Below are 26,612 nucleotides of genomic sequence, written 5' to 3' on the forward strand. Positions count from 1 at the left end.
ACGGAGGCGGCGTCGCAGGATCCGCTGGTGCCCGCGGTGACGGCGGTGGTCGCGATGGTCCCCGCGATGAAGCCGCCAGCGATGAGGGTGAGCGCGGCTCCCGTCACGAGCAGGGCGGTGGCCCAGCCGGCGCGGGTGGGGGTGCCGGGATCGTCGGTGGGCGGCTCGGGCGCGGCGGCTGCATCCACAGGGGCGGCGGCCGGATCGGGTGCGGCGGCCGGATCGGGTGCGGCGGCCGGATCGGGCACCGGTGAGGCGGCGGCACTCTGGTGCGCGGGCGGATCGGGAGTCGGCTGCTGGTCCGTCATGGCGCCTCCTGGAGGGTGTGGCGCCAGGCTAGTGGGCGGGATGCGCGCCCCGCTACGCCCATTCGCGCCCCGATTCGCACCCCGACATTCGTGCCGAATGTCGGGAAAGGCGGCGCCATTCACGACATTCGTGCCGAATGTTGCGGAGAGGCGGGAGGGGGGAGGTGCGCGCGGGAGAGGCGCCGGGCGGGGCGGGCGGGGCGCGGGGGAGTTCACGGGTCGGACACGTGTAGGCAGCCTGCCGGACACCGGGTGGGCCCCTTTCGTTCCATGCGGGATCGATAGCCTCGCTCTCGGTTCTCGCAGGCGCTTGACGAAGACGGCGCCGGTAGGGTTAGCTCTCTGCCATGACAGCGCTGTCACACGCGGGGTCATCCGGTCACACCTTCACCAGAACCAGAACCAGGAGCTCATCCATGCCCCGCACGTCATTTGCGCCTTCCGCGCATCCGAGGAGCCGCGCGTTCGCGGGCCGGCTCGCCGCCGTCGCCTCCGCCGTCGCGCTGGTGGCCTCCGGGACCGGCCTCACGGCGCTGCCGGCGCAGGCGGCGCCCGACGCGGCACCGGCAGCCACGGACTACACGTCGTTCGTCGACCCGTTCGTGAGCACGGCGGGCGACGACGGCAACGACCTCCCGGGCGCGCAGGCGCCGAACGGTCTCGCCAAGGTGAACCCCCTCACCACGCCGAACCGCAACCACACCGGCTACGACTACAACGAGAAGAAGATCGCCGGCTTCACCCAGACCAACCTCGACGGCGTGGGCGGTTCGGGAGGCGGCGGCGACATCCTCGTCGTCCCGACCGAGGTCGGCTACTCGGCCCGCCCCTCCACCGGCTCGTACGCGCACCCGTACTCGCACAGCGACGAGGACGCGACGCCGGGCTACTACCGCGTGGGCCTCGGCGAGATCGCCGGAACCGACGGCGCCGTGACCGCGCCGGGCGGCACGATCAACGCCGAGGTCGCCGCCGCGACCCGCACGGCGATGCACCGCTACACGTTCCCGGCGGGCAAGACCCCCTCGCTGGTCTTCGACCTCAACAACAACTTCACCAGCCGCACCGGCTCCTCCATCACCACGACGACGCTCGCGGACGGCCGCATCGCGCTCTCGGGCACCTTCGCGGGCAACTTCAACGGTGCGTCCTACGCGATGTCGTACTACGCCGAGACCGCCCAGAAGGTCGCCTCCGCGCGCACCTGGGCCGATGGCTCGGCGCTCGACGCGACCACGAACCGCACCGGCACCGACACCGGCGCCGTGCTCACCTTCGACCCGGCCGCCGGCGCGCAGGTCGAGCTGCGCATCACGCTCTCGCCGATCAGCGCGGCCCAGGCCCAGATCGACCAGGCCAACGAGGTCGGCGGCAAGACCTTCGACCAGGTGCGCGCCGAGACGGCCGCCGCGTGGAACGCCCGCCTGGGCGCGGTCGACGTGACCGCCTCGACGAAGAGCGACCCCGACGGCACGCTCACCAAGCTCTTCTACACGCACCTGTACCGGATGTTCGCGGTGCCGACCAACGCCACCAGCACCTCCGGCACCTACCGCGGCGTCGACGGCGCGGTGCACCAGGTCGACGACTACACGTATTACGACGGCTGGTCGTCGTGGGACGACTTCCGCAAGTACTCGGTGATCGCCTACGTCGACCCGACGCTGTACCGCGACATGATCCAGTCGCTGATCACGCTCTTCGCCGACCAGAACGCGTCCGGCGCGGCCAACCTCGCCAGCCTGGTGCAGGGCGTCCCGACGGTCCGCTGGGAGCGCTCCGCCGTGATCGTCGCCGACGCGCTGTCGAAGGGCTACACGGGCTTCACCCGCCTCGACGAGGCCTACCCGACCCTGCACAACCTCGTCGGGTACTACTCCGGCCAGGAGCTGCGCCAGGGCTACATCGCCGACCGCCCGGGCTCGTCGCTCGAGCGCGGCTACGACCAGTGGGCGCTCGCGATCATCGCCGACGCCCTCGGCAAGACGGACGAGGCGAAGGACCTGCGCGCCCAGGCGGCCCTCCCCTTCCAGAACGTCTTCAAGGCGGGCGCCTGGACGGCCGCCGACGGCACCAAGGTCGGCCTGCTGACCCCGCGCAACGCGGCGGGCGACTGGACGAGCGTCGACTACGAGCGCTTCGAGGCCGCCAACCTCTACCAGGGCACCCCGTGGCAGTACAACTGGTACGGCGCCTACGACATGGCCGGCACCATCCAGGCCATGGGCGGTTCGAAGGCAGCCAAGCTCGCCGTCGAGCACATGTTCGGCGAAGACGCGGCGACCGACGACGGCACGGGGATGCTGCACTCCAACGCCAACGAGATCGACCTGCAGGCGCCCTACCTGTTCAACTACGTGGGCGAGCCGAGCCTGACCCAGAAGTGGGCGCGCGCGATCTACACGAAGCCGACCTGGAACCGGTACATCGCGACCGGCAGCACCAACGAGGCGCCGAGCGGCAACGGCGAGTTCACGCCGCCGATCAAGACGAAGGTCTACAAGCTCGACCCGGCCGGCTTCCTGCCGACGATGGACAACGACGCGGGCACCATGTCGACCATGTTCGTCGCCGCGGCGATCGGCCTCTTCCCGGTGACCGCGGGATCGTCGCAGTACCAGATCGGCTCGCCGTTCTTCGACTCGACGAAGATCACCTACGACACCGGCCGGTCGTTCACGGTCTCGGCGGGCAACGTCTCGTCCGACAACTTCTACATCCAGTCGGCCACGCTGGGTGGCGCCGCTTACAACAACACCTGGGTGGATTACTCCTCCATCGTCGGCGGCGGCACCCTCGCCTTCGACATGGGCGCGAAGGCGACCTCGTGGGGTGCGGACACCAAGCCCGCCTACTCGATGAGCACCGGCTCCACCGGCACCCCGGGCAACCCGGGCGGCGGCGACGGCGGCAGCGCGAAGACCTACCCGGTCACCGCCTCCGCGACCTCCCTCGCGGCGGCGGCGGACGGAACCGTCTCCGGCTCGATCGTCCTGACCCTCGGGGGCGGGGCGACCTTCACCGGCGCCGTCGGCTCCAGCATCACGGGCACGGGAGGCGCGACCGTGAGCGGCCTGCCCTCCTCCGTCACCGCCGACCTGCGCGTCACCACGGCGACGACCGCGACCCTCCGCCTCTCGGGCACGCTCACGAAGAACGCGCGCTTCCACGTGAACTTCGCTGACGCGGCCCTCGGCAGCGGAGCCACCGCGGCAGCGCTGACCGGCCAGGGCGTCTCCGACCTGTCGGCGCTCGAGCTCACCGTCTCCAACGCGGACCGCGTCGCCCTGCAGAAGCTGGTCGACCAGGCCGCGCTGGTGCAGCCGGGCAACTACTCGTTCGCCTCGTACAGCGCGCTGACCAAGGCGCTGACCTCGGCCCAGAAGGTGCTCGCCGACGCGTCCGCGACCAGCTCCAAGCTGCGCAGCGCGACCAGCGTGCTGCAGGCCGCGATCGACGGCCTCGGTCTCGACCAGGGCGCCTACCGGGTGCTGCAGGCCGAGCAGTCCGACGAATGGTCGGGGGGCTCGCTCAAGAACGAGGCCTACCAGTCCACGGGCGACCTCGGCGGCGTGACCACCGGCTCGTGGGTGCGCTACAACAACCTCGACTTCGCCGGTTCCACGCCCAAGCGGATCGCGATCCGCTACGCGAACTCGCAGGCTGCGAACGCGGCGCCCTCGACCGCGACCGTGCACGCCGGGGACGAGAACGGGCCGGTCGTCGGCACCGTCAGCCTCCCGGGCACCGGCAGCTGGGGCAACTACGTCACCGTCACGGCGGCGGTCACCGACCCGGTCGCGCTCGCCGCGGCCAAGCGGGTCACCTTCACCTTCGCGGCGCCGGCCGGCCAGGCCTGGGTGTCGAACTTCGACTGGTTCCAGTTCTCGGCGACCGCATCGGACGGCGCGGCACCGGTCGTCGTCGAGGCGGAGGCCTGGAAGACGAACAGCGGAGGCGGCCTCAAGTCGGAGCAGTCAACCTGGAGCGACGGCGCGGTCACCGACCTCGGCGCCACCTACGACAAGGCGTGGCTGGACTACGGCACCATCGACTTCGGCACCACGCCGATCTCCGAGGTGGCCATCCACTACGTCAACAACTCGTCCCGCTGCGGGGCGAACTCCAGTGTCGACGTGTACCTCGACGGCTACGACCCGGCGAACCCGGGCACGCCGTACGCCAACGTCCCGCTCGCGGTGACGGGCTCCGACTGGGTGAAGGCGGGCACGGCCTCCGTCACCCTGCCGAAGACGATCACGGGCAGCCACCGCCTCTACCTGGTGCTCCACACCACGCCGGACGCGAGCCACCCGTACGTCGCCAACATCGACAACGTCACCTTCGTGCCGACCAAGAACACCACCACGGTGCTCGAGGCCGAGGCGTGGAAGACGAACAGCGGCGGCGCCCTGAAGAGCGAGACTTCCACCTGGAGCGACGGCACCGTCGTCGACCTGGGCGGCACCTACGACGGCGCCTGGCTCGACTACGGCACCATCGACTTCGGAGGGACCGCGGTCACGCAGGTCGCGACGCACTACGTGAACAACTCGGCCCGCTGCGGGACGAACTCGCGCATCGACCTCTACCTCGACGCCTTCGATCCGGCTGCCCCCGGCACGCCGTACGCGACCCTCCCGCTCGCGCCCACCGGCGCCGACTGGGTCAAGTCCGGCACCGCGCAGCTGGCCCTGTCGAAGTCCATCACGGGCAGCCACCGGGTCTACCTGGTGCTGCACACGACGGCGGATGCGAACCACCCGTACGTCGCCAACATCGACAAGCTGACCTTCACCACGGGCGTCGACAAGACCGCGCTGCGCAGTGCGATCGACACGACCGCGCCGCTGGCCGACAAGACCGGCGTCTACGGCTCGATCGACTTCGCGGTCTTCCTCCGCGAGCTCGCCGCGGCCAAGAAGCTGCTCGCCTCCGACACCGCCACCCAGAGCGCGGTCGACGCCCAGGCGCGCAGCCTGAGCCTGGCCGCCAGCCAGCTGACCCCGGTCTCGCGGCTCACCCTCGCCCACCTCGTGAGCGTGGCGTCGGCCGTGACGAACCAGCGCTACACCGACGCGTCGTGGGCGGCCTTCCAGTCCGCACTCGACGCAGGCAAGGCCGTGCTGGCGGACGCCGCTGCGACGGACGAGGCCCTCCAGGCCGCGGCCGCCGCGCTCTCCTCCGCGCAGGACGGCCTCGCCGCCAAGCCGGTCGTGGCTCCGGCCACGCCGATGTCGGTGACCGCCACCGTCAGCGGATCGAGCGTCGCCGTGCGCTGGACCGCACCGGCGGAGGACGGCGGATCGCCGCTCACCGGCTACCTCGTCACCCTCGACGACGGCCACACCATCACGATCGGCGACCCGACCCAGCTCTCGGCCGTCTTCACCTGGCTGAAGGCGGGGCAGGCCTACACCGCGCAGGTCAGCGCGCTCAACGCGACGGGAGCCTCCGCCCCCTCGACCGCGGCACCGGCGACCCCGCAGGCGGCCCCGGCCGTGGCGGAGACGTTCGCGGCCCTCGCGTCCACGCCTTTCCCGAGCGGCACGATCACCGCGTCGTACCCGTCCGACGCCTGGCCGGCGACCCCGACCGGTGTGGACTACAACGTGTACATCCTGCGCGGCTTCTCCGCCCTCGGCACCGGCACCCTCGGCGCCAACGAGAAGGTCGCCGACCTGAGCACGATCTCCGCGGAGAACGACAAGAAGGTCATCGCGATCAACCACGCCGCCACCAGCGCGCAGGTCGACCGCGCCCAGCGCGACGCCGACAACTCGCCGGCGACGACGATGACCGACGCCCTCGGATCGCGCCTCGGCACGCTCTACGCGGCGGCCATCGGCGCGGGCAAGCTGCCGAAGACGCAGGCCATCCTCGACCGGGTGGCCTCGGGACTCGGCGGTGCGGATGCCGCGAAGCCCTACTTCCAGTACCTCCGCCCGTACGTGCGGATGGGCCTGGCCAGCCAGGGCGGCCTGATCTACGACAACAAGACCGGCGGTTACGACGGTCTGGCGGGCAGCGGCTCCTACCCGAGCGGTCACACGTTCGGCGGGTACACGTTCGGCACGACCATGGCGACCCTGCTGCCGGAGCTCGCTCCGCAGCTGCTCGCCCGCGCCTCCGAGTACGGCAACAACCGCATCATCCTGGGCTTCCACTACCCGCTCGACGTCATGGGCGGCCGGATGGACGCGCAGGCGACGGTCGCGCACCGCTGGGCCGACCCGGCCTTCGCCGACCTGATGCTCCAGGCGCACGACGAGCTGGAGCAGGTGCTGGTGCAGGAGTGCCAGGCGAACGGGTACGGCGACACCCTCGCCGTCTGCTCGGGCACGCCGTACGCCGGCCTCGACGACGCCGCAGCCACCGACCTCTACACCCAGCGCCTCGACTACGGCTTCACCAAGGTCGCGGCGACGGGTGCCAAGGTCACTGTGCCGGCCGAGGCGGCGAGCCTGCTCACCACCGCCTTCCCGGACCTGACGGACGCGCAGCGCACGCAGATCCTGGAGCAGACGGCCCTCGACTCGGGCGACCCGCTCGACCTGACCGCCCAGGGCGACGCCAGCTGGGAGCGCCTCAACCTGGCCAAGGCGCTGACCGCGCAGGTGAAGCTGAACGCCGACGGCACCGTCACGGTGACCAACTACGCCGACGCCACCCAGCGCAGCGTCGCGACCGCCTCGGCGATCCGCGTCGCCGGCACCGCGCTCGACGGCTTCGACCCGGCCACCCGCACCTACGTGGTGGACTGGCCTGCGGGCCGCGCCCTTCCGGCGGTCACGGCGACGGCCGCGGCCGACGGCGCGACGGTCACGGTGGCCGAGCCGCTCACGGCCGGCTTCCGCTCGCTCGCGGCGGTCGACGACGCCTCCACCCGGTCGCGCACCGTCACGGTCACCTCGGCGGACGGCAACACGAGCCGGACCTACACGGTCGCGTTCTGGATCACCGCCGACGCGCACCTGCCGGGCGGGGTCGTCGACCCGGGCACCGGCGGGGGCACGGATCCCGGTAACGGCGGCACGGACCCGGGCACCGGCCCCGGCACGGGCGGCGGATCGGGCACGACCCCGGCCGACAACGGGAGCGGCTCGATCGCGGGCTCCGGCAGCGGCGACCTCGCCGACACCGGTGCGGCCGACCTGAGCCTGGCGGCTCTGGGCGCCCTGCTCGCGCTCGCGCTCGGAACAGCGCTGGCGGTCCGCCGCCGGCGCCGGCACCGGCACCCGCTAGCCGCGCCTCGCGCACGACAGCCCGGACACCCGATGGTGTCCGGGCCGTCGGCGTTCGTCACCTCACTGTCGCGAAACGCAGCCAGTGGTCACGACATGCCGCGCGCGCACGTGCGCAGACGGCATGTCATGACCACTGGTCGCGGCCGCCGCCCTCACACGCCGACGTAGCGCGCCAGGTGCTCGCCGGTCAGCGTCGAGCGTGCGGCGATCAGGTCGGCGGGGGTGCCCTCGAAGACGACGTGGCCGCCGTCGTGGCCCGCGCCCGGGCCGAGGTCGACGATCCAGTCGGCGTGCGCCATCACGGCCTGGTGGTGCTCGATGACGATCACCGACTTGCCGGAGTCGAGCAGCCGGTCCAGGAGGCCGAGGAGCTGCTCGACGTCGGCCAGGTGCAGGCCGGTGGTCGGCTCGTCGAGCACGTACACGCCGCCCTTCTCGCCCAGGTGGGTGGCCAGCTTGAGGCGCTGGCGCTCGCCGCCGGAGAGGGTGGTGAGCGGCTGGCCGAGACTGAGGTAGCCGAGGCCGACATCCTCCAGCCGGTCCAGGATGGCGCTGGCCGCGGGGGTGCGCGCCTCCCCGGCCCCGAAGAACTCGCGGGCCTCGGTGACCGGCATCGCGAGCACCTCGCTGATGTCCTTGCCGCCCAGGGTGTACTCGAGCACGGACGCCTGGAACCGCTTGCCGCCGCACTCCTCGCAGACGGTGGCGACGCTCGCCATCACGCCGAGGTCGGTGTAGATCATCCCGGCGCCGTTGCAGGTGGGGCACGCGCCCTCGGAGTTCGCGCTGAACAGCGCCGGCTTCACGCCGTTCGCCTTGGCGAACGCCTTGCGGATCGGCTCGAGCAAACCGGTGTAGGTCGCCGGGTTGCTGCGCCGCGACCCGCGGATCGCGCCCTGGTCGATCGAGACGACGTCGTCCTGCGACGACACCGACCCATGGATGAGCGAGCTCTTGCCCGACCCCGCCACCCCGGTCACGACGACCAGCACGCCGAGCGGGATGTCGACATCCACGTCGTGCAGGTTGTTCGCGGTCGCGCCGCGCACTTCGAGCGCGCCGGACGGGGTGCGCACCGCCTCCTTGACCGCGGCGCGGTCGTCGAGGTGTCGGCCGGTGAGGGTGCCGCTCGCGCGCAGCCCCTCGACCGTGCCCTCGAAGCAGATCGTGCCGCCCGCGGTGCCGGCCCGGGGACCGAGGTCGACGACGTGGTCGGCGATCGCGATCGCCTCGGGCTTGTGCTCCACGACGAGCACCGTGTTGCCCTTGTCGCGCAGGCGCAGCAGCAGCTCGTTCATCTTCTGGATGTCGTGCGGGTGCAGCCCGATCGTCGGCTCGTCGAAGACGTACGTCACGTCGGTGAGCGACGAGCCGAGGTGCCGGATCATCTTGGTGCGCTGGGCCTCCCCGCCCGAGAGCGTTCCGGAGGGCCGGTCGAGCGAGAGGTAGCCGAGTCCGATCTCGACGAAGGAGTCGAGCGTGTGCCGCAGGTTCGCCAGCAGCGGCGCGACCGTCGGCTCCTGGATGCCCCGCACCCACTCCGCCAGGTCGCTGATCTGCATGGCGCACGCGTCGGCGATGTTCACGCCGTCGATGCGGGAGGAGCGGGCGCCCTCGTTCAGCCGGGTGCCGCCGCAGTCCGGGCAGACCGCGAAGGCGACGGCCCGGTCGACGAAGGCGCGGATGTGCGGCTGCAGCGCGTCGCGGTCCTTGGAGAGGAACGACTTCTGGATCTTGGGGACCAGGCCCTCGAAGGTCAGGTTGATGCCCGAGATCTTGACCTTGGTCGGCTCCTTGTAGAGGAAGTCGTTGCGCTCGGTCTCGGTGTAGTCGCGGATCGGCTTGGTCGCATCCAGGAACCCGGACTCCGCGTACTGCCGCACCGCCCAGCCGTCGGCCGTGTAGCCCGGGATGGTGATGGCGCCCTCGGCGAGCGACTTCGTCTCGTCGAACAGCTCGGCGAGGTCGATCTCGTTGACCGTCCCCATCCCCTCGCACCGCGGGCACATCCCACCGGTGAGGGTGAAGCTGCCCGCCGCCTCTTTGCCGGTGCCGCGCTCGATGGTGACCGCGCGGTCGCCGTGCACCGACGCGACGTTGAACGAGAACGCCTGCGGCGATCCGACGTGCGGCTGCCCCAGCCGGCTGAACAGGATGCGCAGCATCGCGTTGACGTCGGTCACCGTGCCGACCGTCGAGCGCGCGTTGGCGCCCAGCCGCTCCTGGTCGACGATGATCGCGGTCGTCAGCCCCTCCAGCACATCCACGTCGGGCCGGGCCAGCGACGGCATGAAGCCCTGCACGAACGCGCTGTACGTCTCGTTGATCATCCGCTGCGACTCGGCCGCGATCGTCCCGAACACCAGCGAGCTCTTTCCCGAGCCGGAGACGCCCGTGAAGACGGTGAGCCGGCGCTTCGGCAGGTCGACGCTGATGTCCTTGAGATTGTTCTCGCGGGCGCCGTGCACCCGCAGCAGGTCGTGCGAGTCGGCGACGTGCGTGTCGGCGATGCGCGTGTCTCCGACAGGCGTGGTGGGCGTGCTCATCGATCTCTCCCTCGGTCCGGCGCCACCCACGCTAGCGCCTGGGACCGACGGTTCGCGCGCTCGTTCGTCGAGCGGTCGCGACACGCCCTTCCCGGCACCGGATCACGCTTTGAACGGTCGCTGAGAGACGGGTGAGGGAGCCTCATTCTCCCTCAGGAGAGGATGCCCGGTCCCGCGCTCCGCCATCCCCGTGCCGCCCACTCCAGTCGGCGCAGCGACTCGCGGTTGCGCACGTGCAGCGCGACGTCCGCGAGGGGCGCGGGGATCAGCCGGGCCGGGCCGGCGACGGGGTGCTCTTCCATGCGCACGAGGCAGTCGTCGCCGTGCGGGCGCACGTCGATGACGACCCGCTCCTCGCCGAAGGGGCGCGTCTTGGCCTGCAGCACCATCCGGCGCGGCGGGTCCCATTCGTCCACGCGAGTCTCGTCGTTCAGCACGAACGGCCAGACCCCGATGGAGTGGTGCAGCTTGGAGCCGGCCGCCGGGTAGGTGTCGTCGGCCGCGCGCATCCGCGACGCTCCGACCACCCAGCTCGGGTACACCCAGGGGTCGGCGAGCACGGCGAAGACCTGGTCGGGCGTGCAGCGGAATCGGCGGACGGTCACGGACATGGCGTCACTCCTCGGGGGCGAGAGACGGCATGCGGGTCACGCCGAATTCGTGGCGCAGCGCGCTGCGCGCCGCGTAATACCCGCCGAGTCCGTGCACACCCGGTCCGGGAGCGGCGGAGGCCGACGCGAGATAGAGGCCGCGCCCGGGCATGCGCCACGGGTCGGGCGAGAGGACGGGCCGGACGATCAGCTGACGCAGGTCGGGCATCCCGGTGGAGATGTCGCCGCCGAGGTAGTTGGGGTTGTAGAGCTCCATCTGGTCGGCGGTGCGGGAGGTGCTCGCCAGGATGAGGTCGCGGAAGCCCGGCGCGAAGCGCTCGAGCTGGCGGATGACGGCCTCCGTCCGATCGGCAGCGGAGCCGTGAGGGACGTGCGTGTACGCCCAGAGGACGTGCTTGCCCGCGGGGGCGCGGGTGTCGTCGAAGAGCGACGGCTGCGAGACGAGCACGTAGGGGTCGTCGCCGATCGCGCCGCGCGCCACCTCGCGCTCGGATCGGGCGACGGCGGCACGGGTGCCGCCCACGTGCACGGTCGCGGTCTCGTTGAGCTCGGGGTTCGCCCACGGCACGGGGCCCGCGAGCGCGAAGTCCACCTTGCAGACGCCGTTCCCGCTGCGGAACCGGGAGACGCTGCGCTGGTAGGAGGGCGCGAGCCGGTCCTCGCCGAGCCGGGCCGCCGCGCGCACGTGCGTGTCGAAGACGACGATGCGCGACTCCGGGAGGTCGCCCAGGCTCGTGACCTCGGTGCCGGTGACGAGCTCGCCGCCGTGCGCCTCCAGATCAGCCACCAGGGCGTCGGCGATGCTCTGCGAGCCACCGATGGGCACCGGCCAGCCGCGCGCGTGGCCGTAGGCGGCGAGGGTCAGGCCTGCGGCGGCACCCGCGACGCTCGGGAGCGCGAGGGTCGTGTGCGCGAACGCGCCCGTCAGGAGCGCGCCGGGCTCCTCGGTGCGGAACGGAAGGTTCCACCAGGGGCCGCCCTGCAGCAGCGCGGTCGCCCCGAGCCGGGCGGCGACGAGGGGATGGCGCGGGAGGCCGACGATCGCCGAGCCCGTGAACTGCGCCACCTCGTCCGCGTGCCGTGCCAGCGGTCCGATGAGAGCGCGCCAGGCCGCGCCGTCCGGGCCGAGGGCGTCCGCCGTGCGCTCGATGTCGCGGTACGCCACCGCGGCGCGGCCGCCGTCGAGGGGATGCGCGTACGACGCGGTCGGCGTGACGAACCGGACCCGTTTCTCCAGCCCGAACCGGCGGAAGAAGCCGGATGCGAACGCCAGCGGGTGCACGGCCGAGCAGATGTCGTGCCGGAAGCCGGGGAGCGTGATCTCCTCGGTCCGCATCCCGCCGCCGGCGGTGGCGTTCCGCTCGTACACCCGCACCGACAATCCGGCGCGGGCGAGGGTGACGGCGGCGGACAGCCCGTTCGGGCCGGAGCCGATCACGACGGCGTCGAGCGAGGAGTCGGAGGGCATACCTCCTGTATACCCCGTGCTCTCGAAACCGGTTCCGGGATCGGCAGCCGCTTCACAGCCTCCGTCCTGTATCGTTGGGAGGTCGGCTCTTGACACCGCGCATGTCGCGCGGATGGGTTTGTAAGTCAAGCGGGCCGGTTCTGCACCCGATCAGAGGTGCGGACAATCACGATGTGAACGGCCCCGGACGATGTTCGACGGGGATTCCCCGGTGCGCTTCTGCGTGCCGCCGCGCACCTGAGACAACCCAGGAAGAATCACGCATGCCCCCGTACAAGAAGAACGACCGACCCAAGCAGGTCGGCAGCAAGAGCCCCAAGCACCGCGGCTACCGCGCCGAGGAGCAGACCGCCGGCAAGAAGGCCCGCTGGACCGCCGAGGACCGCGCCACCCGTGGTGGCAGCGCCGAGCGCGGCCGTGCCGTCTACGGCACCCGTGGCGGCAGCTCCGACGCCGCCGGCCGCGGCCGCAGCGAGCGCCCCAACTGGGAGCCCCGCGGCAAGGACGCGCGCCGCACCGAGCGCGAGTGGGACAGCCGCGGCCGTGCCGGTCGCGATGAGCGCCCCCGTCGCGATGCCGACGAGCGCCCCCGCCGCTCCTTCGACGACCGCGCCGACCGTCCGCGCCGCGACGACGACCGTCCCCGTCGTTCGTTCGACGACCGTGGTGACCGTGCCCCGCGTCGCGACTACGACGACCGTCCCCGTCGTTCGTTCGACGACCGTGGTGATCGTGCTCCGCGTCGTGACAACGACGACCGTCCCCGTCGCTCCTTCGAGGACCGCGGCGATCGTGCTCCGCGTCGTGACAACGACGACCGTCCCCGTCGCTCCTTCGAGGACCGCGGCGATCGTGCCCCGCGTCGTGACAACGACGACCGCCCGCGCCGTTCGTTCGACGACCGCGGCGGCCGCCCCGAGCGTCCGCGTCGCGACGCCGACGACCGTCCCCGTCGTTCGTTCGACGACCGCGGTGACCGTGGCGACCGTGCCCCGCGCCGCGAGCACGACGACCGCCCGCGTCGCGACTTCTCCGACCGTCCCCGCCGTTCCTTCGAGGACCGCGGCGACCGTGCCCCGCGTCGCGACTTCGACGACCGTCCCCGCCGTTCCTTCGACGACCGTGGCGACCGCGCCCCGCGCCGCGACCACGACGACCGCCCGCGCCGCGACTCCTCCTTCTACCCCTCGCGCGACGACAAGCCCGCGTTCAAGGCGCAAGACGACGTCGTGCTCGAGCGGCTCGAGGCCGAGGCCATCCAGGCCGCGGACGTCGACGGCGTGACCTTCGCCGACCTGGGCTTCGGCGGCAACGTCGTGCGCGCGCTCGCCGAGCTCGGCGCCGACAAGCCTTTCCCGATCCAGGCTGCGACCGCGCCCGACGTGCTCTCCGGCAAGGACGTGCTCGGCCGCGGCCGCACCGGCTCCGGCAAGACCATCGCCTTCGGCGCCCCCATGGTCGAGCGCCTCATGCAGCTCTGGGCCGAGTCCGGCAAGGCCGGCGGCAAGCGTCAGATCGGCCGCGCCCCCCGCGCGCTCATCCTGGCCCCGACCCGCGAGCTCGCCCTCCAGATCGACCGCACGGTGCAGCCCATCGCCCGCAGCGTCGGCCTCTTCACCACGCAGATCTACGGCGGCGTGCCCCAGGGCCGTCAGGTCGGCGCGCTGCAGCGCGGCGTCGACATCGTGATCGGCACCCCGGGCCGCATCGAGGACCTGCTCGAGCAGGGCCGCCTCGACCTCAGCGAGGTCGTCGTCACCGTCCTGGACGAGGCCGACCACATGTGCGACCTCGGCTTCCTCGAGCCGGTGCAGCGCATCCTGCGCGAGACGTCGGAGGGCGGCCAGAAGCTGCTCTTCTCGGCGACCCTCGACAAGGGCGTCGCGCAGCTCGTCGACGAGTTCCTCGTCGAGCCCGCCGTGCACGAGGTCGCCGGCGAGGACCAGGCGTCCTCGACGATCGACCACCGCGTGCTCGTCATCGAGCACCGCGACAAGCCGGCCATCATCGAGCAGCTCGCCGACCGCGAGGGCAAGACCCTGATCTTCGCCCGCACCCGCGCGTTCGCCGAGATGCTCGCCGACCAGCTGGACGACGCCGGGATCCCCGCCGTCAGCCTGCACGGCGACCTCAACCAGTCCCGCCGCACCCGCAACCTCGCGCAGCTCACCAGCGGCCGCGTGAACGTGTTGGTCGCGACCGACGTCGCCGCCCGCGGCATCCACGTCGACGACATCGACCTGGTCATCCAGGCCGACGCCCCGGACGAGTACAAGACCTACCTGCACCGCTCGGGCCGCACCGGCCGCGCCGGCAAGCAGGGCACGGTCGTCACGCTCATCCCGCGTCAGCGTCAGCGCCGCATGAACGAGCTGCTCGACCGCGCCGAGATCGAGGCGGACTTCGTCCCCGCGATCCCGGGCGACCAGCTGCTCACCGACCTCGCGCAGGCCGGCGCCCTCGCCGCCGCCGAGGCGTAAGCGACCCTCGCACCACGAAGCCCCCGTCCGCTGCACAGCGGGCGGGGGCTTCTGCGTGCGCGGAGCCGGATGCGGTGTTCAGCCGGCCAGCTGCGCGAGCGCGTGACGGCCGATCCCGCCCATGCGGGGGTTGTCGTCCGAGTGGGCGGCGAGGGCCGTGCCCATGGTGACCGCCCAGCCGCGGGCGCGTCGCCAGGTCGCGTCGTCGACGGTCCCGTCGAACGCGGCGCGGAACGCCTCCCGCGCGGAGCCGTCGAACGTGAGCCAGGCCGTCGCCAGGTCGGTCGCGGGATCGCCGGCCGTCACGTCGCCGAAGTCGATGACCGCGGCGAGCCCGTCCACGCCCTCCGCGGTGCCGTCGGCCGAGTGGAGCACGAGGTTGCCGGGGTGGAGGTCGCCGTGCAGCCAGAGCGCCGGGCCGTCCCACACGGGTGCGGCCAGTGCGTCCTCCCACGCCGCGGTGAGCGCGGTCGTGTCGAGGCGGGCGGCGAGCAGTGCGATGCGATCGCGGACGGCCGCGTCGCGCGTGGCGAGCGGGACGCCGCGCACCGGGTTGACCGGCGCATCGGCGGGCGCGGGGATATGCAGAGCGCGCACGAAGGCCGCGAGCGGTTCGGCGATCACGGCCCGGGCGGGGGCGTCGACCGAGGCGCCGTCGACCCCCTCCAGCCACCGGATGATGCTCCAGGGCCACGGGAAGGTCGCGCTCGGCACGCCGACGCGGACGGGAGCGGGGACGGGCACCGCGACCCGTTCGGCGATCGCGCCGAGCACCTGCTGCTCGTGCTCGATCAGGTGCGCCGCCACCTCCCGGCGCGGCACGCGGACCGCGAAGTCGTCGCCGAGGCGGAAGATGCGGTTGTCCCAGCCGTCGGAGACCAGCCGGAGCGGCCCCGCGAGGTCCGGGTGCTGCTCGGCGATCATCCGGCCGACCAGCTCGGCGTCGGCGGAGATGTCCGAGACAGGGGTCGAGCTCTGATTCACGCGCTCGACGCTAACAGACACGCCCGCGAGACGTGAGTCGTCGTGGGTGCGGGCCTACCCGCACCCGCAACGACTCACGTCTGGCAGGCGAGTCCGGGCTCAGGAGCGGGCGAGCAGGGTGAGGGTGTCCACGACGCGGTTGGAGAAGCCCCACTCGTTGTCGTACCAGGCGACGACCTTCACGTGCGTGCCGTCGACGCGGGTCAGCGCCGAGTCGAAGATCGACGACGCCGGCTGGCCGGTGATGTCGCTCGACACCAGCGGGTCCTCCGAGTACTCGAGGATGTCGGCGAGCGGCCCCTCTGCGGCGGCGCGGTAGGCGGCGAGCACCTCGTCGCGGGTGACCTCGCGCGCGACGGTCGTGTTGAGCTCGACGATGGAGCCGACCGGCACGGGCACGCGGATGGAGTCGCCCGACAGCTTGCCGTCGAGGCCCGGGAGCACGAGGCCGATCGCCTTGGCGGCGCCGGTCGTGGTGGGCACGATGTTCACGCCGGCGGCGCGGGCGCGGCGCGGGTCGCGGTGCGGGCCGTCCTGCAGGTTCTGCTCCTGCGTGTAGGCGTGCACCGTGGTCATGAAGCCGTGCTCGATGCCGGCGAGGTCGTCGAGCACCTTGGCGAGCGGCGCGAGGGCGTTCGTGGTGCAGGAGGCGTTGGAGACGATGGTGTGCGACGCCGGGTCGTACTCGTCGGTGTTCACGCCGTAGGCGAGCGTCACGTCGGCGCCGTCGGAGGGGGCGCTCACGAGCACACGCTTGGCGCCGGCGCGGAGGTGCGCGCGGGCCGCGTCGGCGGAGGTGAAGCGGCCGGTGGCCTCCAGCACGATCTCGACGCCGAGGTCGGCCCAGGGCAGGTTCTCGGGGTCGCGCTCGGCGAGCACCTCGATGCGCTGTCCGTCGACGACGAGGGTGCTGCCGTCGACCTCCACGGTGCGGCCGAGGCGGCCGAGGGAGCTGTCGAAGCGGAGCAGTTGCGCGAGGGCGTCGGGCGCCGTCAGGTCGTTGACGGCGACGACCTGGAGGTCGGTGTCGCGCTCGAGGAGGGCGCGGAGGGTGTTGCGGCCGATGCGGCCGAAGCCGTTGATGGCGATGCGGGTCATGGGGTGGTTCCTTTCGTTCCCGGTCCGCCATCCATGCTCCGTCGCCAGCGCGGCCCGCGAAAGTGGCTCCCACGACAGTGCACGCAAGCATCGCGCCAGCGTGTGTGCCACCCCTCGCGAGGATCCCGCCAGGGCCCGTCAGGCCGAGAACGTGTGGCGGTACTCCGTCGGGGAGGGGCCCAGGATGCGGTGGAAGTGCAGGCGCAGGTTCGACCCCGTCCCGAGCCCGACCCGGTGCGCGATCTGCTCGACGCCGAGGTCGCTGCGCTCCAGCAGTTCGCGCGCGAGGTCGACGCGTGCCCGGAGCACCCACTGCATCGGCGTGTAGCCGGTGTCTTCGACGAACCGCCGCGAGAAGGTCCGCTCGGAGACGTTCGCGTTGCGCGCGAGCTCGGCCAGGGTGAGCGGTCCGCCCAGCCGACCCAGCGCCCACTCGCGCGTCTCGGCGAACAGGTCGCCGAGCGGCTCCGGCACGCTGCGCGGCACGTACTGCGCCTGGCCGCCGCTGCGGTACGGCGCGGCGACGAGGCGCCGCGCGACGTGGTTGGACAGCCCGACCCCGTGGTCGCGGCGAACCAGGTGCAGGCAGAGGTCGATCCCGGAGGCGGCGCCCGCCGAGGTCAGCACATCGCCCTCGTCGACGAACAGCACGTTCTCATCCACGCGGATGAGGGGATGCCGTTCGGCGAGGGCGCGCGTGTAGTGCCAGTGCGTGGTCGCCCGCCGGCCGTCGAGCAGCCCGGTGGCCGCCAGCGCGAAGGCGCCGGTGGAGATCGCGGCCAGGCGGGCGCCGCGCTCGTGCGCCCGGCGCAGCGCCGCGACGACGGCCGCGGGCGGCTCCGTGCTCGCCGGCTCGCGGTATCCCGGAATGAACACGGTGTCGGCGCGCTCGAGCGCGTCCAGCCCTTCGGCCACGTGGTACGACAGCCCGTCGCCTCCGGTGACGAGCCCCGGCTCCGCGCCGCAGACGCGCACCTCGTACGGCATGCTCGGCCGGTGGGCGAACACCTGCGACGGGATGCCGACGTCGAGCGGCTTCGCGCCCTCCAGCACGAGGACGGCGACGCGGTGGTCCCGGGCGGTCATCGGAGCTCCTTCCGCGGGCCGGAGGACACGCCCGCGCGCCGGAGTCTAGCCGAGGCCGGGAGGCGTCTCACGGCGCTTCGCCGGTCGCAGCTCGCTGACGATCACGCCGGCGACGATGAGGGCGGCCCCCGCGATCGCGATCGGGGGCAGCCGGTCGCCGGCGATGCGCCCGACGACGCCCGCCCAGACCGGCTCGCCCGCGTAGATGATCGTGGCACGGGTGGGGGAGACCGAGCGCTGGGCCCAGTTCATCGTGAGCTGGATGACGCAGCTCGCGATGCCGAGGCCGACCCCGGGCAGCAGCCACGCCCAGGAGAACGCGGGTGCGGCCTCCCCGACGATCGGCATGGCGAGGAACCCGACGCCTCCCGCCACCAGCAGCTGCACGATCGTGACGCGGCCCACGTCGACCGATTTCGCGAACAGGCCGATCAGGAGGATCTCGGCCGCGATCGGCAGCGTGCTCACGAGGGTGGCGATCTCGCCGGGCCCGAGCCCGATGGTCAGCGCGTCCGGCCCGGCCAGCAGCATCAGCCCCACGAAGGCGAGGCCGACGCCCACCAGGGTGAGCGGTCGCGGCGCCCGGCGGAACACCACCCACTGGAGCAGCGGGACGAGCGGCACGTACAGAGCGGTGATGAAGGCGGAGGTGCTGCTGCTGATCGTCTGCAGGCCCATCGTCTGCAGGCCGTAGCCGAGGGCGATGGAGACGCCGATCGCCGCGCCGGCACCGACGTCGCGCCAGCGCATCCCGCGCAGCGAGCGGTGGAAGATCGCGAGGCCGAGGAGCCCGGCCACCGCGAAGCGCAGCCCGACGAAGAACCACGGCCCGCTGTGCTCCATCGCCAGGTGCACGATGAGGAAGGTCGATCCCCAGAGGGCGGTGATCGCGAGGAGCGCGGCCTCCTGCCGGCTGACGGGGAACCGCCGCCGCGCGGGGTCGCGGGTCCGATCGGGTGTGTGCAGCATCCTGCACATCCTATGGTGCAGAATGGTGCACATGCCAGACCACGGCTCCGATGTTCTCGCCCACGTCGCCGGGAACCTCCGCCGCCTCCGCCAGGAGCGCGGCCTCAGCCAGGCGACCCTCGCGGAACGCTCCGGGATCAGCAGGCGCACGATCATCAACCTGGAGGCGGGGGAGGCCAACATCAGCCTCTCGGGGCTCGACCGCGTGGCCGGGGCGCTCGACACCGACTTCATCACGTTGGTCGCCGAACCGTCCGCCCTCCTGACCGCGGTCAACGCCGTCGCCTGGCGCGGAGCATCCGCCGAGAGCGTCGCCGCGCTGGTCGGCGCCGTCCCCGCCCGCACGGACGCCCAGCTCTGGACGTGGGCGCTCGCCGCGGGCGACCGCTACGACGCCGAGCCCGACCCGGCGGGCTGGCACGAGATCGTCTTCGTCACCGCCGGGCGGCTGCGCATCGAGCGCGAGGACGGGGTCTCGGAGCTCGGCGCCGACGAGCACGCGATCTACCCCAGCGCGCAGCGGTACTCGTATGTGCCGGTCGGCGCCGAGACCGCGCGCTTCGTGCGGCTCGTGGTCTCGTGACGCGGCCCCGATAGCGCGGATCCGCCACGTCGTATCGCGAATCCACTCCTCAACTTGTCTGAGGAGTTGTGCATTCAATACAGTCGCATCCTGCCCGCTCGAACCGTGGAGGATGCCGTGCCCACCCCGACCCCCCTGCCGCGCCGCCGCGCCCGATTCTGGTCGCTGGTGTCGACGCACACCATGAACGACTTCCAGACCGGCGCCGTCGCCGCCATGCTGCCCTCCCTCATCGCGCAGCAGCACTACGACTACGCGGCCGCCGCCGGCATCGTGCTCGCCTCCACCGCGCTCTCGAGCATCACCCAGCCGGTCTTCGGCTGGCTCAGCGACCGGCTCGACCTGCGGTGGATGGTCCCCGCCGGCCTCGCCGTCGCCGCCGCGGGCCTCACCTCGGGCAGCTACTGGCTGACCTGGGTCGTCGTCGCGCTGTCGGGCGTGGGCGTCGCGGCCTACCACCCGCCCGCGACCGTCGAGGCACGCGCGGCCGGAGGCGGCACCAACCGGTCGATGAGCATCTTCTCCGTCGGCGGGAACGTCGGCGTCGCCCTGGCGCCGCTGCTCGTCGGGCTGACCGCGGGGACGCTCGGGCTGGGGTCGACACCGTTGCTCCTGGTGCCGACGGCCGCCGTCGTTGTCGTCTACCTGGCGGTGCGCCGGCGGCGTGTGCCGGAGGTCCGCGTGGAGGCCGCCCCCGTCGTCTCCCGCACCGCCGCAACCGCCTCCACCACCACCGCACCGGACGCCTGGGGCCGCTTCGCCTGGCTGCTCGTGGTCATCTCCTTCTGGTCGCTCGCGTACCTCGGCACGACGTCGTTCATCGCGCTCTACGTCGCCCAGCGCTTCGGCACGGACGCGGGCGTCGGCGCGATCGCGCTCGCGGTCTTCCCCGCGGCCGGGGCGATCGGGACGCTGCTCGGCGGGTTCCTCGCCGACCGGTTCGGGCGCCGGGTCGTCATCCCGCTCGGTTACGCGGTGGCGGCGCTCGCCGCCGTCGGCATCGTCGCCGCGCCCGCCGCGGGCATCGCCATCGCGGCGACCGCCCTGCTCGGCGCGGCGCTCTTCGTCCCCTTCGCCCTGCACGTCACGCTCTCGCACGCCTACCTCCGCCGGCACATCGGCACGGCGAGCGGAGTCACCCTCGGGCTCTCGACGACCCTCGGCGGGTTCCTGGCTCCGGTCCTGGGCGCGATCGCGGACCGGACCTCCATCACCGCGGTCTTCGTCGTGATCGCGGCGGCGCTCGTCGTCGCGTTCATCGCGTCGCTCTTCCTGCGCGACCGACGCGATCCACTCGACGTGGGCGGCGACGCCGGCACGGGCCGGACTGCGGGCGAAGACGCGATCGAAGAATCCGTCGCGGGATAGCGGGCACGAGCTCGGTCTCGTCGCCTTCGCTCCCGAAAGCGCACGATACGAGCATCAAGGCGCAACACTGCGCACGAAAGCTGCGCACAGCGCCGCACTTGTGCTCATTCCGTGTGAAAGCATGGTCCGCGGAGGTCCCATGAACACCCAGTCCCCGCTGTCCGCCGACCGGATGCACGCCGTCACTCCTGAGACCCGCGACCTCGTCGACCTCGTGCTCGACTACTCGCGCCGCCGCATCCTGAGCACCGACACCCCGCTCGACAAGCCGCTGCCCGAGCACGAGCTGCGCCGCCTCGCCGGGCAGACCGTCTCCGAGGGCGGGATGGGCGCCGAGCGCGCCCTCGCCGTGTTCGAGCACGTGCTCGCCCCCGCCTGCATCACGACCGACCACCCGCAGTACCTCTCGTTCATCCCGACGGCCCCGACCAAGGCGGCGACCGCGTTCGACCTCGTCGTCTCGGCCAGCGCCGTGTACGGCGGCTCGTGGCTGGAGGGGTCCGGGGCGGTGTACGCCGAGAACCAGGTGCTCTCCTTCCTGGCTGCCGAGTTCGGACTCCCCGCGACGGCGGGCGGCGTGTTCGTGCAGGGCGGGACGCTGGGCAACCTGTCCGCACTCGTCGCGGCGCGCGACCACGCCCGGGCCGACGGCCGCTCGCCGTCGGACCGCTGGGTGATCGTCTGCAGCGCCGAGGCGCACTCCTCGGTCGCATCGGCGGCCCGGGTGATGGATGTGGACGTCGTCCCCGTCTCGCCCGGCGAGTCCGGTGTGCTGACCGGCGAGGCCGTCCGTCCCGCGCTGGAGGAGTACGGCGACGCGGTCTTCGCCGTCGTCGCGACCGGCGGATCCACGAACTTCGGCATCGTCGACGACATCGCCTCCATCGCCGCGCTGAAGGACGACTTCCCGTTCTGGCTGCACGTCGACGGCGCCTACGGCCTGGCCGGGATGCTGTCCCCGCTCGCGCGTCCGCGGTTCGCCGGCGTCGAGCACGCCGACTCGGTGATCGTCGACCCGCACAAGTGGCTCTTCGCGCCGTTCGACGCCTGCGCGCTGATCTACCGCGACCCCGAGTCCGGCCGCCGCGCGCACACGCAGCACGCCGAGTACCTCGACACCCTGACGGACGCCGCCGAGTGGAGCCCGTCCGACTACGCGATCCACCTCACCCGCCGCGCGCGCGGACTGCCGTTCTGGTTCTCCCTCGCGAGCCACGGCGCGGCCGCGTACCGGGATGCCGTCACGGCCTCCCTGCGCCTGGCCGAGCGGATCGCGACCGAGATCGAGCGGCGCGACGGCTTCCGGCTCGTCCGCAAGCCGCAACTCTCCGTCGTCGTGTTCGAGCGCGACGGCTGGACCCGCGAGGACTACGCCCTCTGGTCGGCCCGCCTGCTGGACGAGCAGCGCGCGTTCGTCACCCCGAGCTCGCACGCGGGCCGCCCGAACACCCGGTTCGCCATCCTCAACCCGCTGACGACCTTCGAGGACCTGGTCGCCATCCTCGACACCATGTGAGGGGACCCGATCGCGAAGCGCCGCATTCGGCCGCGAGACGTGAGTAGTCGCGGGTGTCGGGCCCCTCGCACCCGCAACTACTCATGTCTCGCGGGTCGGTGTCGGCCGGTGCCCGCACGCGAAGGAGCCCCGCACCGGAATGGTGCGGGGCTCCTGTCGTCGATGGGTGTCGTCAGAGCACGTCGTCCGACTCGCCGGTGCGGCGGGTCACACGCTCTCCCGTCGCGGGATCGACAGCCGTGCGCGTTGTGGCCACACTGCGGCGGCGGCGCGACATCAGCACGATCCCGAGGATGATGCCGATAAGTCCGGCGATCATCAGGATGTAGCCCACGAGGTGCAGATCGATCCAGTCCACCTGGACGTTCAGGGCGAACGCCAGGATCGCGCCGATGACGACGAGGACGATCCCTGTTCCGAGGCTCATGCGACGACTCCGGTCAGACCCGGCGACTGCCGGTCAGCATGCGCACGAGCCAGACGATCACCGCCAGCACGAGCAGGATGATACCGACCCACAGCAGGAAGTTCAGCGACTGGACGAAGCCTCCGGTGAGCAGCAGGACGATCGCGATGATCGCGATGATGATGAGCAGGATGTTCATGGAGAGTGTCCTTTCCTTGACGCACACCATCGAACAACTGTTTCGGTTGCCTAGTAATCCCCTTGACTGCGACGTCTTTCGGGTCTAGACCGCGCGCGATCGGACGCGATGCGGTCGACGGTCTCGCGCATCCGGGTGAGGAACCTCGTCACCGTCTCGGCCTCGTCGGGGCTGAGCTCGGCCGACGCCGCCGCGAGCTGAGCGTTGGCCTCGGCCAGCAGGGGCCCGGTCTCGCCGAGGGCGGCACGCGTGGGCAGCAGGGTGATCGAGCGCCCGTCCGTCATGCTCCGCCGCCGCTCGACGAACCCGCCGCTCTCCAGCCGGTCGATCAGGGCGGTGGTGGAGGCGGACGAGATCCCGAGATAGCGGCTCAGATCCTTCGCGGCGGTGAGCCGGCCCGTGGCCGTGTTGTCGAGGATGAGCCGCAGCGCCAGCAGGTCGTTGTCGCCCATGCCCATCGCGGCACCCGTCCGGCGACGCATCGCCGCCTCCGCCGCGCGGTACACCTGGAGGGCCTCGAGCACGCCGGTGTCAGGCCGGGGCGCTCCGCCCCCGATGCCGTCCGCACGCTGCTCCCGATCTCCCACGTTCCCCAGCCAGGCCCGGGAACGCCTCCCGTGCAAGGCCCCCCGGCACGATTCTGAGCGTATTCACGGTGGAGAATGTGCGCCGACCTCCGCCTCCCGAGCGTGCGCGTATGCTCGCACGGTGGATCCGCTACTCGACCGGTACGAGCTGCGCGACCGGCTCGGTCGCGGCGGCATGGCGAGCGTCTATCGCGCCTACGACAGGCAGCTCGGCCGGTTCGTCGCGATCAAACTGTTCCCGCCGGGGACGGCCGCCGACGACGCCCGGCGGCGCGGGGAGGCGACCGCCCTCGCCCGGCTCTCGCACCCGCACCTCGTCGCCCTGTTCGACGCCCATCTCGCCGGCGACGGCGACACGACCCCCAGCTTCCTCGTCATGGAGCTCGTCGACGGGCAGGACCTGCGCTCGCGGCTCGACGACGGGCCGCTCCCGGCCGACCAGGTCGCCACCCTCGCCGCGGACGTCGCGGAGGCGCTCGCCGTCGTCCACGGCGCCGGGATGGTGCACCGCGACCTCAAGCCCGCCAACATCCTCCTGGCCTCCCCGAACGTGCCCGGGCGTGCGCCGAGCGCGAAGCTGGCCGACTTCGGCATCGTCCACCTCCTCGGCGCCGAACGGCTGACCACGGCCGGGACCGTCATCGGCACGGCGGGCTACCTCAGCCCGGAACAGCTGCACCGCGCCGAGCCCGGACCCGCGTCCGACGTGTACGCCCTCGGTCTCGTCGTCCTGGAGGCGCTCACGGGCGTGCGCGAGTACCCCGGCACCGCAGTGGAGGCTGTCGCCGCGCGTGCTGCCCACGACCCGCGCGTGCCGGACGACCTCCCGGACGGCTGGCGCGGGATGCTGCTCGCGATGACCAGCGCGGACCCGGCGCTGCGGCCGACCGCTGCCGAGGTCGCCACGATGGCGGCCGTGATGGCGCCGGAGCTGGCGGGATGGATGCCGCGGGTGGGTGAGGTGCCGGCCGTGGGTGAAGTGCAGGGGGATGCGCTGGCGGTGGGAGGTGCTCAGGCCGTGGGCGGTGCGCTGCCGGTGGGTGATGCGCCGACGGTGGGTGATGTGCCGACCGTGGCGATGCCCGCGGCGGCCGACTCGACCGAGCCGACGCGGATGCTCGCCCCTCCCGCGCGCAGGCGGCGCCGTGTCGTCGGCGTCCTCGTGGGGGCGGGTGCGGTCGTCGTCGTGGCGGTGATGCTCGCGCTGGGCGCGATCCTGGCGCCGGCCGGCGGCCCCGCCGACACCGGCCCCACGCCGCGGCCGACGCCGAGCGTCCAGGCTCCGCCGCAGACCGTCGCTCCCGCCGTCGTCCCGACTCCCGCTCCCGCGCCCGATCAGGGCACGACCGGGGTGGACGACGGCGGCAAGGGCGGCGCGGGGAACGGGAAGGGCAACAACGGGAACGGGAACAACGGGAACGGCAACGGCAACGGCGGGAAGGGGAACGGGAAAGGCAACGGGAAAGGCTGACCGCCGTCCCGCCGCCCGTCCCGCCGCCGACCGGACCGCACCCTCCCACCGCCGCCCCCGCCACCCTCCCCGCGTTACCGGCGTGTGACGTTTCCGGCCCGCATGTTACGAGTTGCCGCCTTTCCTCGCCCGGCCGCCGCGGGCCCGGTAAGAAGGAAGGGTGATGGTTCTCACTCTCCTCGCCTGGGCGATCGTGGCCGTGTGCCTGGTCGTGCTGGTCGAGGTCGTATTGCGGGATGTCGCCGACCGTTAGCCCGCACCGGGTACGGTCGAGGGGACGAGAGGACCTCCATGAGCATCGCCGCGATCGTCGTCAACCCTGTGAAGGTCGACGAGCCCGCCCTTCGAGCCGCGCTGTCCGCAGCCGAGGAGCGCTGGGGCTGGGAGCCGACCCTCTGGCTCGAGACGACCGAGGAGGACCCCGGCGCCGGCCAGACCCGGGAGGCGCTGGAGCGCGGCGTCGACGTGGTGATCGCCGCCGGCGGGGACGGGACGGTGCGCATGGTCGCCGAGGCGCTCCGCGGGCACGGCACCCCGCTGGCCCTGCTGCCCTCCGGGACCGGCAACCTCCTGGCCCGCAACCTCGGGCTCACCCTCGACGACGTGGAGCACTCGCTCGACAGCGCCTTCGGCGGCGAGGACCGTCCGATCGACGTCGGCGTGGCCGAGCTGCGCGACGCCGCCGGCGCGACCGCGGAGCACGCGTACCTCGTCATGGCCGGGTTCGGGATCGACGCCCAGATGATCGCCGCCACCGACGACGACCTCAAGGCCAAGGCCGGCTGGCTCGCCTATGTGAAGGCGATCGGCACCGTGCTGCGCGATAAGAACGAGCTGCGGCTGCGGTACCGCCTCGACGGCGGGCGGGTGCACTCCGTGCGCGCGCACACCGTGATCGTCGGCAACTGCGGATCGCTGCCGGCCAACATCCTCCTGCTGCCCGAGGCCGCCGTCGACGACGGGGAGTTCGACATCGTGGTGCTGCGCCCGGAGGGGTTCTTCGGCTGGCTGCAGATCGTCGCGAAGGTGTTCTGGGAGAACGGCGTGCTGCGCCGCACCAGCGTCGGCCGGCGACTGATGGGATCCGGGCACGAGATCCACGCGATGAACTACCTCAAGGGGCGCGAGCTCGTCCTGCGCCTCGACCGCCCGCAGCCCGTCGACCTCGACGGCGACCTGTTCGGCGAGGTGATCGCGATGCGCACCCGCGTCGATCCGCTGAGCTTGACCGTCAGGGTGCCGGCGACCCCGGACGCGGCGACGAGCTGACGATCCGGACGAGGGCCGCCCGGAGTGCCGCCGGGTCGTCGACCTCCGGGAACACCTCGTCCTCCAGTCCGCGCACCTGTTCGAACGCCACGCGCCCGGCCGCGGTGATCGCGAGGACGTGACGGCGGCGGTCGGACGCGTCCGGCTCGCGCGTCACCAGACCCTCGCGCTCCAGCCGGTCGACCGTGCGCGACATCGTCTGCGCCTCCACCTGGGCGATGCGGGCGAGGTCGGCCTGCGAGACGACCCCGAGCTCCAGCATGTGCAGGACGATCAAACCGGCGTGGGTGAGCCCGCGGGCATCCAGCGCCTCGGCCCAGGCCCGTTCGACCGCGCGGGAGGCGGCGCCGAGCAGCCGGCCGAGCGGCCAGTTCTCCGGTCGGTGCAGATCGTCCTCGGCGCGTGCGTCCATCGCC

General features: G+C 72.4%; 18 protein-coding genes. 7 read left to right on the forward strand and 11 right to left on the reverse strand.

Going from position 1 to position 26,612, the window contains the following annotated elements:
* Positions 1-724: 724 nt before the first annotated feature.
* Positions 725-7,723, forward strand: a complete 6,999-nt coding sequence (locus BGO91_RS18325; protein WP_290474172.1) for a glycoside hydrolase domain-containing protein — start codon at positions 725-727, stop codon at positions 7,721-7,723.
* On the opposite strand, the gene BGO91_RS18330 is transcribed toward BGO91_RS18325, so the two are convergent.
* The 3 genes from BGO91_RS18330 to BGO91_RS18340 all read right to left on the reverse strand — a co-directional run bounded on the left by BGO91_RS18330 (position 7,708) and on the right by BGO91_RS18340 (position 12,180).
* Complete coding sequence (locus tag BGO91_RS18330; RefSeq protein WP_290474173.1) at positions 7,708-10,101, reverse strand: excinuclease ABC subunit UvrA; 2,394 nt, start codon at positions 10,099-10,101, stop codon at positions 7,708-7,710. The two genes, BGO91_RS18325 and BGO91_RS18330, sit on opposite strands and share 16 nt — an antisense overlap.
* A 152-nt stretch (positions 10,102-10,253) precedes the next feature.
* The gene (locus BGO91_RS18335) at positions 10,254-10,712 is read right to left on the reverse strand and encodes an SRPBCC family protein (protein WP_290474174.1); all 459 of its coding nucleotides are present in this window, start codon (positions 10,710-10,712) and stop codon (positions 10,254-10,256) included.
* A 4-nt stretch (positions 10,713-10,716) separates the two neighbouring features.
* The gene (locus tag BGO91_RS18340; RefSeq protein WP_290474175.1) at positions 10,717-12,180 is read right to left on the reverse strand and encodes an NAD(P)/FAD-dependent oxidoreductase; all 1,464 of its coding nucleotides are present in this window, start codon (positions 12,178-12,180) and stop codon (positions 10,717-10,719) included.
* A 263-nt stretch (positions 12,181-12,443) separates the two neighbouring features.
* Here BGO91_RS18340 and BGO91_RS18345 point away from each other — a divergent pair, with 263 nt between their 5' ends.
* On the forward strand, positions 12,444-14,660 hold the full coding sequence (locus BGO91_RS18345) for a DEAD/DEAH box helicase (protein WP_290474176.1): 2,217 nt from the start codon (positions 12,444-12,446) through the stop codon (positions 14,658-14,660).
* Positions 14,661-14,738: 78 nt separating this feature from the next.
* Here the strand turns inward: BGO91_RS18345 and BGO91_RS18350 are convergent, their stop codons facing one another.
* From BGO91_RS18350 to BGO91_RS18365, 4 genes are all read right to left on the reverse strand, one after another.
* Entirely contained in the window at positions 14,739-15,644 is a 906-nt protein-coding gene (locus BGO91_RS18350) for an aminoglycoside phosphotransferase family protein (RefSeq protein ID WP_366925301.1), read from the reverse strand.
* Between the two features lie 99 nt (positions 15,645-15,743).
* Positions 15,744-16,742, reverse strand: coding sequence for a type I glyceraldehyde-3-phosphate dehydrogenase (gene gap, locus BGO91_RS18355; protein ID WP_290474177.1), 999 nt, complete (start codon positions 16,740-16,742; stop codon positions 15,744-15,746).
* Positions 16,743-16,880: 138 nt separating this feature from the next.
* Entirely contained in the window at positions 16,881-17,828 is a 948-nt protein-coding gene (locus BGO91_RS18360; RefSeq protein ID WP_290474178.1) for a DJ-1/PfpI family protein, read from the reverse strand.
* A 45-nt stretch (positions 17,829-17,873) separates the two neighbouring features.
* Positions 17,874-18,797, reverse strand: a complete 924-nt coding sequence (locus tag BGO91_RS18365; RefSeq protein WP_290474179.1) for a DMT family transporter — start codon at positions 18,795-18,797, stop codon at positions 17,874-17,876.
* 31 nt (positions 18,798-18,828) lie between these two features.
* On the opposite strand from BGO91_RS18365, the gene BGO91_RS18370 reads away from it, so the two are divergent.
* From BGO91_RS18370 to BGO91_RS18380, 3 genes are all read left to right on the forward strand, one after another.
* Positions 18,829-19,380, forward strand: a complete 552-nt coding sequence (locus tag BGO91_RS18370) for an XRE family transcriptional regulator (RefSeq protein WP_290474180.1) — start codon at positions 18,829-18,831, stop codon at positions 19,378-19,380.
* A gap of 117 nt (positions 19,381-19,497) precedes the next feature.
* The gene (locus BGO91_RS18375) at positions 19,498-20,748 is read left to right on the forward strand and encodes an MFS transporter (RefSeq protein WP_290474181.1); all 1,251 of its coding nucleotides are present in this window, start codon (positions 19,498-19,500) and stop codon (positions 20,746-20,748) included.
* Between the two features lie 139 nt (positions 20,749-20,887).
* Positions 20,888-22,264, forward strand: coding sequence for a pyridoxal-dependent decarboxylase (locus BGO91_RS18380; protein WP_290474182.1), 1,377 nt, complete (start codon positions 20,888-20,890; stop codon positions 22,262-22,264).
* Between the two features lie 172 nt (positions 22,265-22,436).
* On the opposite strand, the gene BGO91_RS18385 is transcribed toward BGO91_RS18380, so the two are convergent.
* Genes BGO91_RS18385 through BGO91_RS18395 form a run of 3 tightly spaced genes read right to left on the reverse strand, consistent with a single transcriptional unit; the run spans position 22,437 to position 23,456 of the window.
* Positions 22,437-22,691 (reverse strand): DUF6458 family protein, encoded by a 255-nt coding sequence (locus BGO91_RS18385; protein ID WP_290474183.1) that lies wholly within the window; start codon positions 22,689-22,691, stop codon positions 22,437-22,439.
* Between the two features lie 13 nt (positions 22,692-22,704).
* A complete protein-coding gene (locus tag BGO91_RS18390; RefSeq protein WP_169730356.1) occupies positions 22,705-22,869 on the reverse strand; it encodes a hypothetical protein in 165 nt (54 codons plus the stop codon).
* Positions 22,870-22,919: 50 nt separating this feature from the next.
* Positions 22,920-23,456, reverse strand: a complete 537-nt coding sequence (locus tag BGO91_RS18395; RefSeq protein WP_290474184.1) for a MarR family transcriptional regulator — start codon at positions 23,454-23,456, stop codon at positions 22,920-22,922.
* Between the two features lie 121 nt (positions 23,457-23,577).
* Here BGO91_RS18395 and BGO91_RS18400 point away from each other — a divergent pair, with 121 nt between their 5' ends.
* Both BGO91_RS18400 and BGO91_RS18405 read left to right on the forward strand, forming a co-directional pair.
* Positions 23,578-24,927: a serine/threonine-protein kinase gene (locus BGO91_RS18400; RefSeq protein ID WP_290474185.1), complete on the forward strand. Its 1,350-nt coding sequence runs from the start codon at positions 23,578-23,580 to the stop codon at positions 24,925-24,927.
* Positions 24,928-25,218: 291 nt separating this feature from the next.
* Positions 25,219-26,196: a diacylglycerol kinase family protein gene (locus BGO91_RS18405; RefSeq protein ID WP_290474186.1), complete on the forward strand. Its 978-nt coding sequence runs from the start codon at positions 25,219-25,221 to the stop codon at positions 26,194-26,196.
* On the opposite strand, the gene BGO91_RS18410 is transcribed toward BGO91_RS18405, so the two are convergent.
* Positions 26,159-26,608 (reverse strand): MarR family transcriptional regulator, encoded by a 450-nt coding sequence (locus BGO91_RS18410; RefSeq protein WP_290474187.1) that lies wholly within the window; start codon positions 26,606-26,608, stop codon positions 26,159-26,161. The genes BGO91_RS18405 and BGO91_RS18410 overlap by 38 nt on opposite strands.
* Positions 26,609-26,612: the final 4 nt, after the last annotated feature.

The organism is Leifsonia sp. 71-9, assembly GCF_001898805.1.
Lineage (GTDB): Bacteria > Actinomycetota > Actinomycetes > Actinomycetales > Microbacteriaceae > Leifsonia.

Coding starts and splice junctions, on each gene's coding strand:
- BGO91_RS18365 (WP_290474179.1), bottom strand. CDS start 18,797: ATGCTGCACACACCCGATCGGACCCGCGACCCCGCGCGGCGGCGGTTC.
- BGO91_RS18335 (WP_290474174.1), bottom strand. CDS start 10,712: ATGTCCGTGACCGTCCGCCGATTCCGCTGCACGCCCGACCAGGTCTTC.
- BGO91_RS18405 (WP_290474186.1), top strand. CDS start 25,219: ATGAGCATCGCCGCGATCGTCGTCAACCCTGTGAAGGTCGACGAGCCC.
- BGO91_RS18330 (WP_290474173.1), bottom strand. CDS start 10,101: ATGAGCACGCCCACCACGCCTGTCGGAGACACGCGCATCGCCGACACG.
- BGO91_RS18410 (WP_290474187.1), bottom strand. CDS start 26,608: ATGGACGCACGCGCCGAGGACGATCTGCACCGACCGGAGAACTGGCCG.
- BGO91_RS18360 (WP_290474178.1), bottom strand. CDS start 17,828: ATGACCGCCCGGGACCACCGCGTCGCCGTCCTCGTGCTGGAGGGCGCG.
- BGO91_RS18390 (WP_169730356.1), bottom strand. CDS start 22,869: ATGAACATCCTGCTCATCATCATCGCGATCATCGCGATCGTCCTGCTG.
- BGO91_RS18380 (WP_290474182.1), top strand. CDS start 20,888: ATGAACACCCAGTCCCCGCTGTCCGCCGACCGGATGCACGCCGTCACT.
- BGO91_RS18385 (WP_290474183.1), bottom strand. CDS start 22,691: ATGAGCCTCGGAACAGGGATCGTCCTCGTCGTCATCGGCGCGATCCTG.
- BGO91_RS18340 (WP_290474175.1), bottom strand. CDS start 12,180: ATGCCCTCCGACTCCTCGCTCGACGCCGTCGTGATCGGCTCCGGCCCG.
- BGO91_RS18370 (WP_290474180.1), top strand. CDS start 18,829: ATGCCAGACCACGGCTCCGATGTTCTCGCCCACGTCGCCGGGAACCTC.
- BGO91_RS18345 (WP_290474176.1), top strand. CDS start 12,444: ATGCCCCCGTACAAGAAGAACGACCGACCCAAGCAGGTCGGCAGCAAG.
- gap (WP_290474177.1), bottom strand. CDS start 16,742: ATGACCCGCATCGCCATCAACGGCTTCGGCCGCATCGGCCGCAACACC.
- BGO91_RS18325 (WP_290474172.1), top strand. CDS start 725: ATGCCCCGCACGTCATTTGCGCCTTCCGCGCATCCGAGGAGCCGCGCG.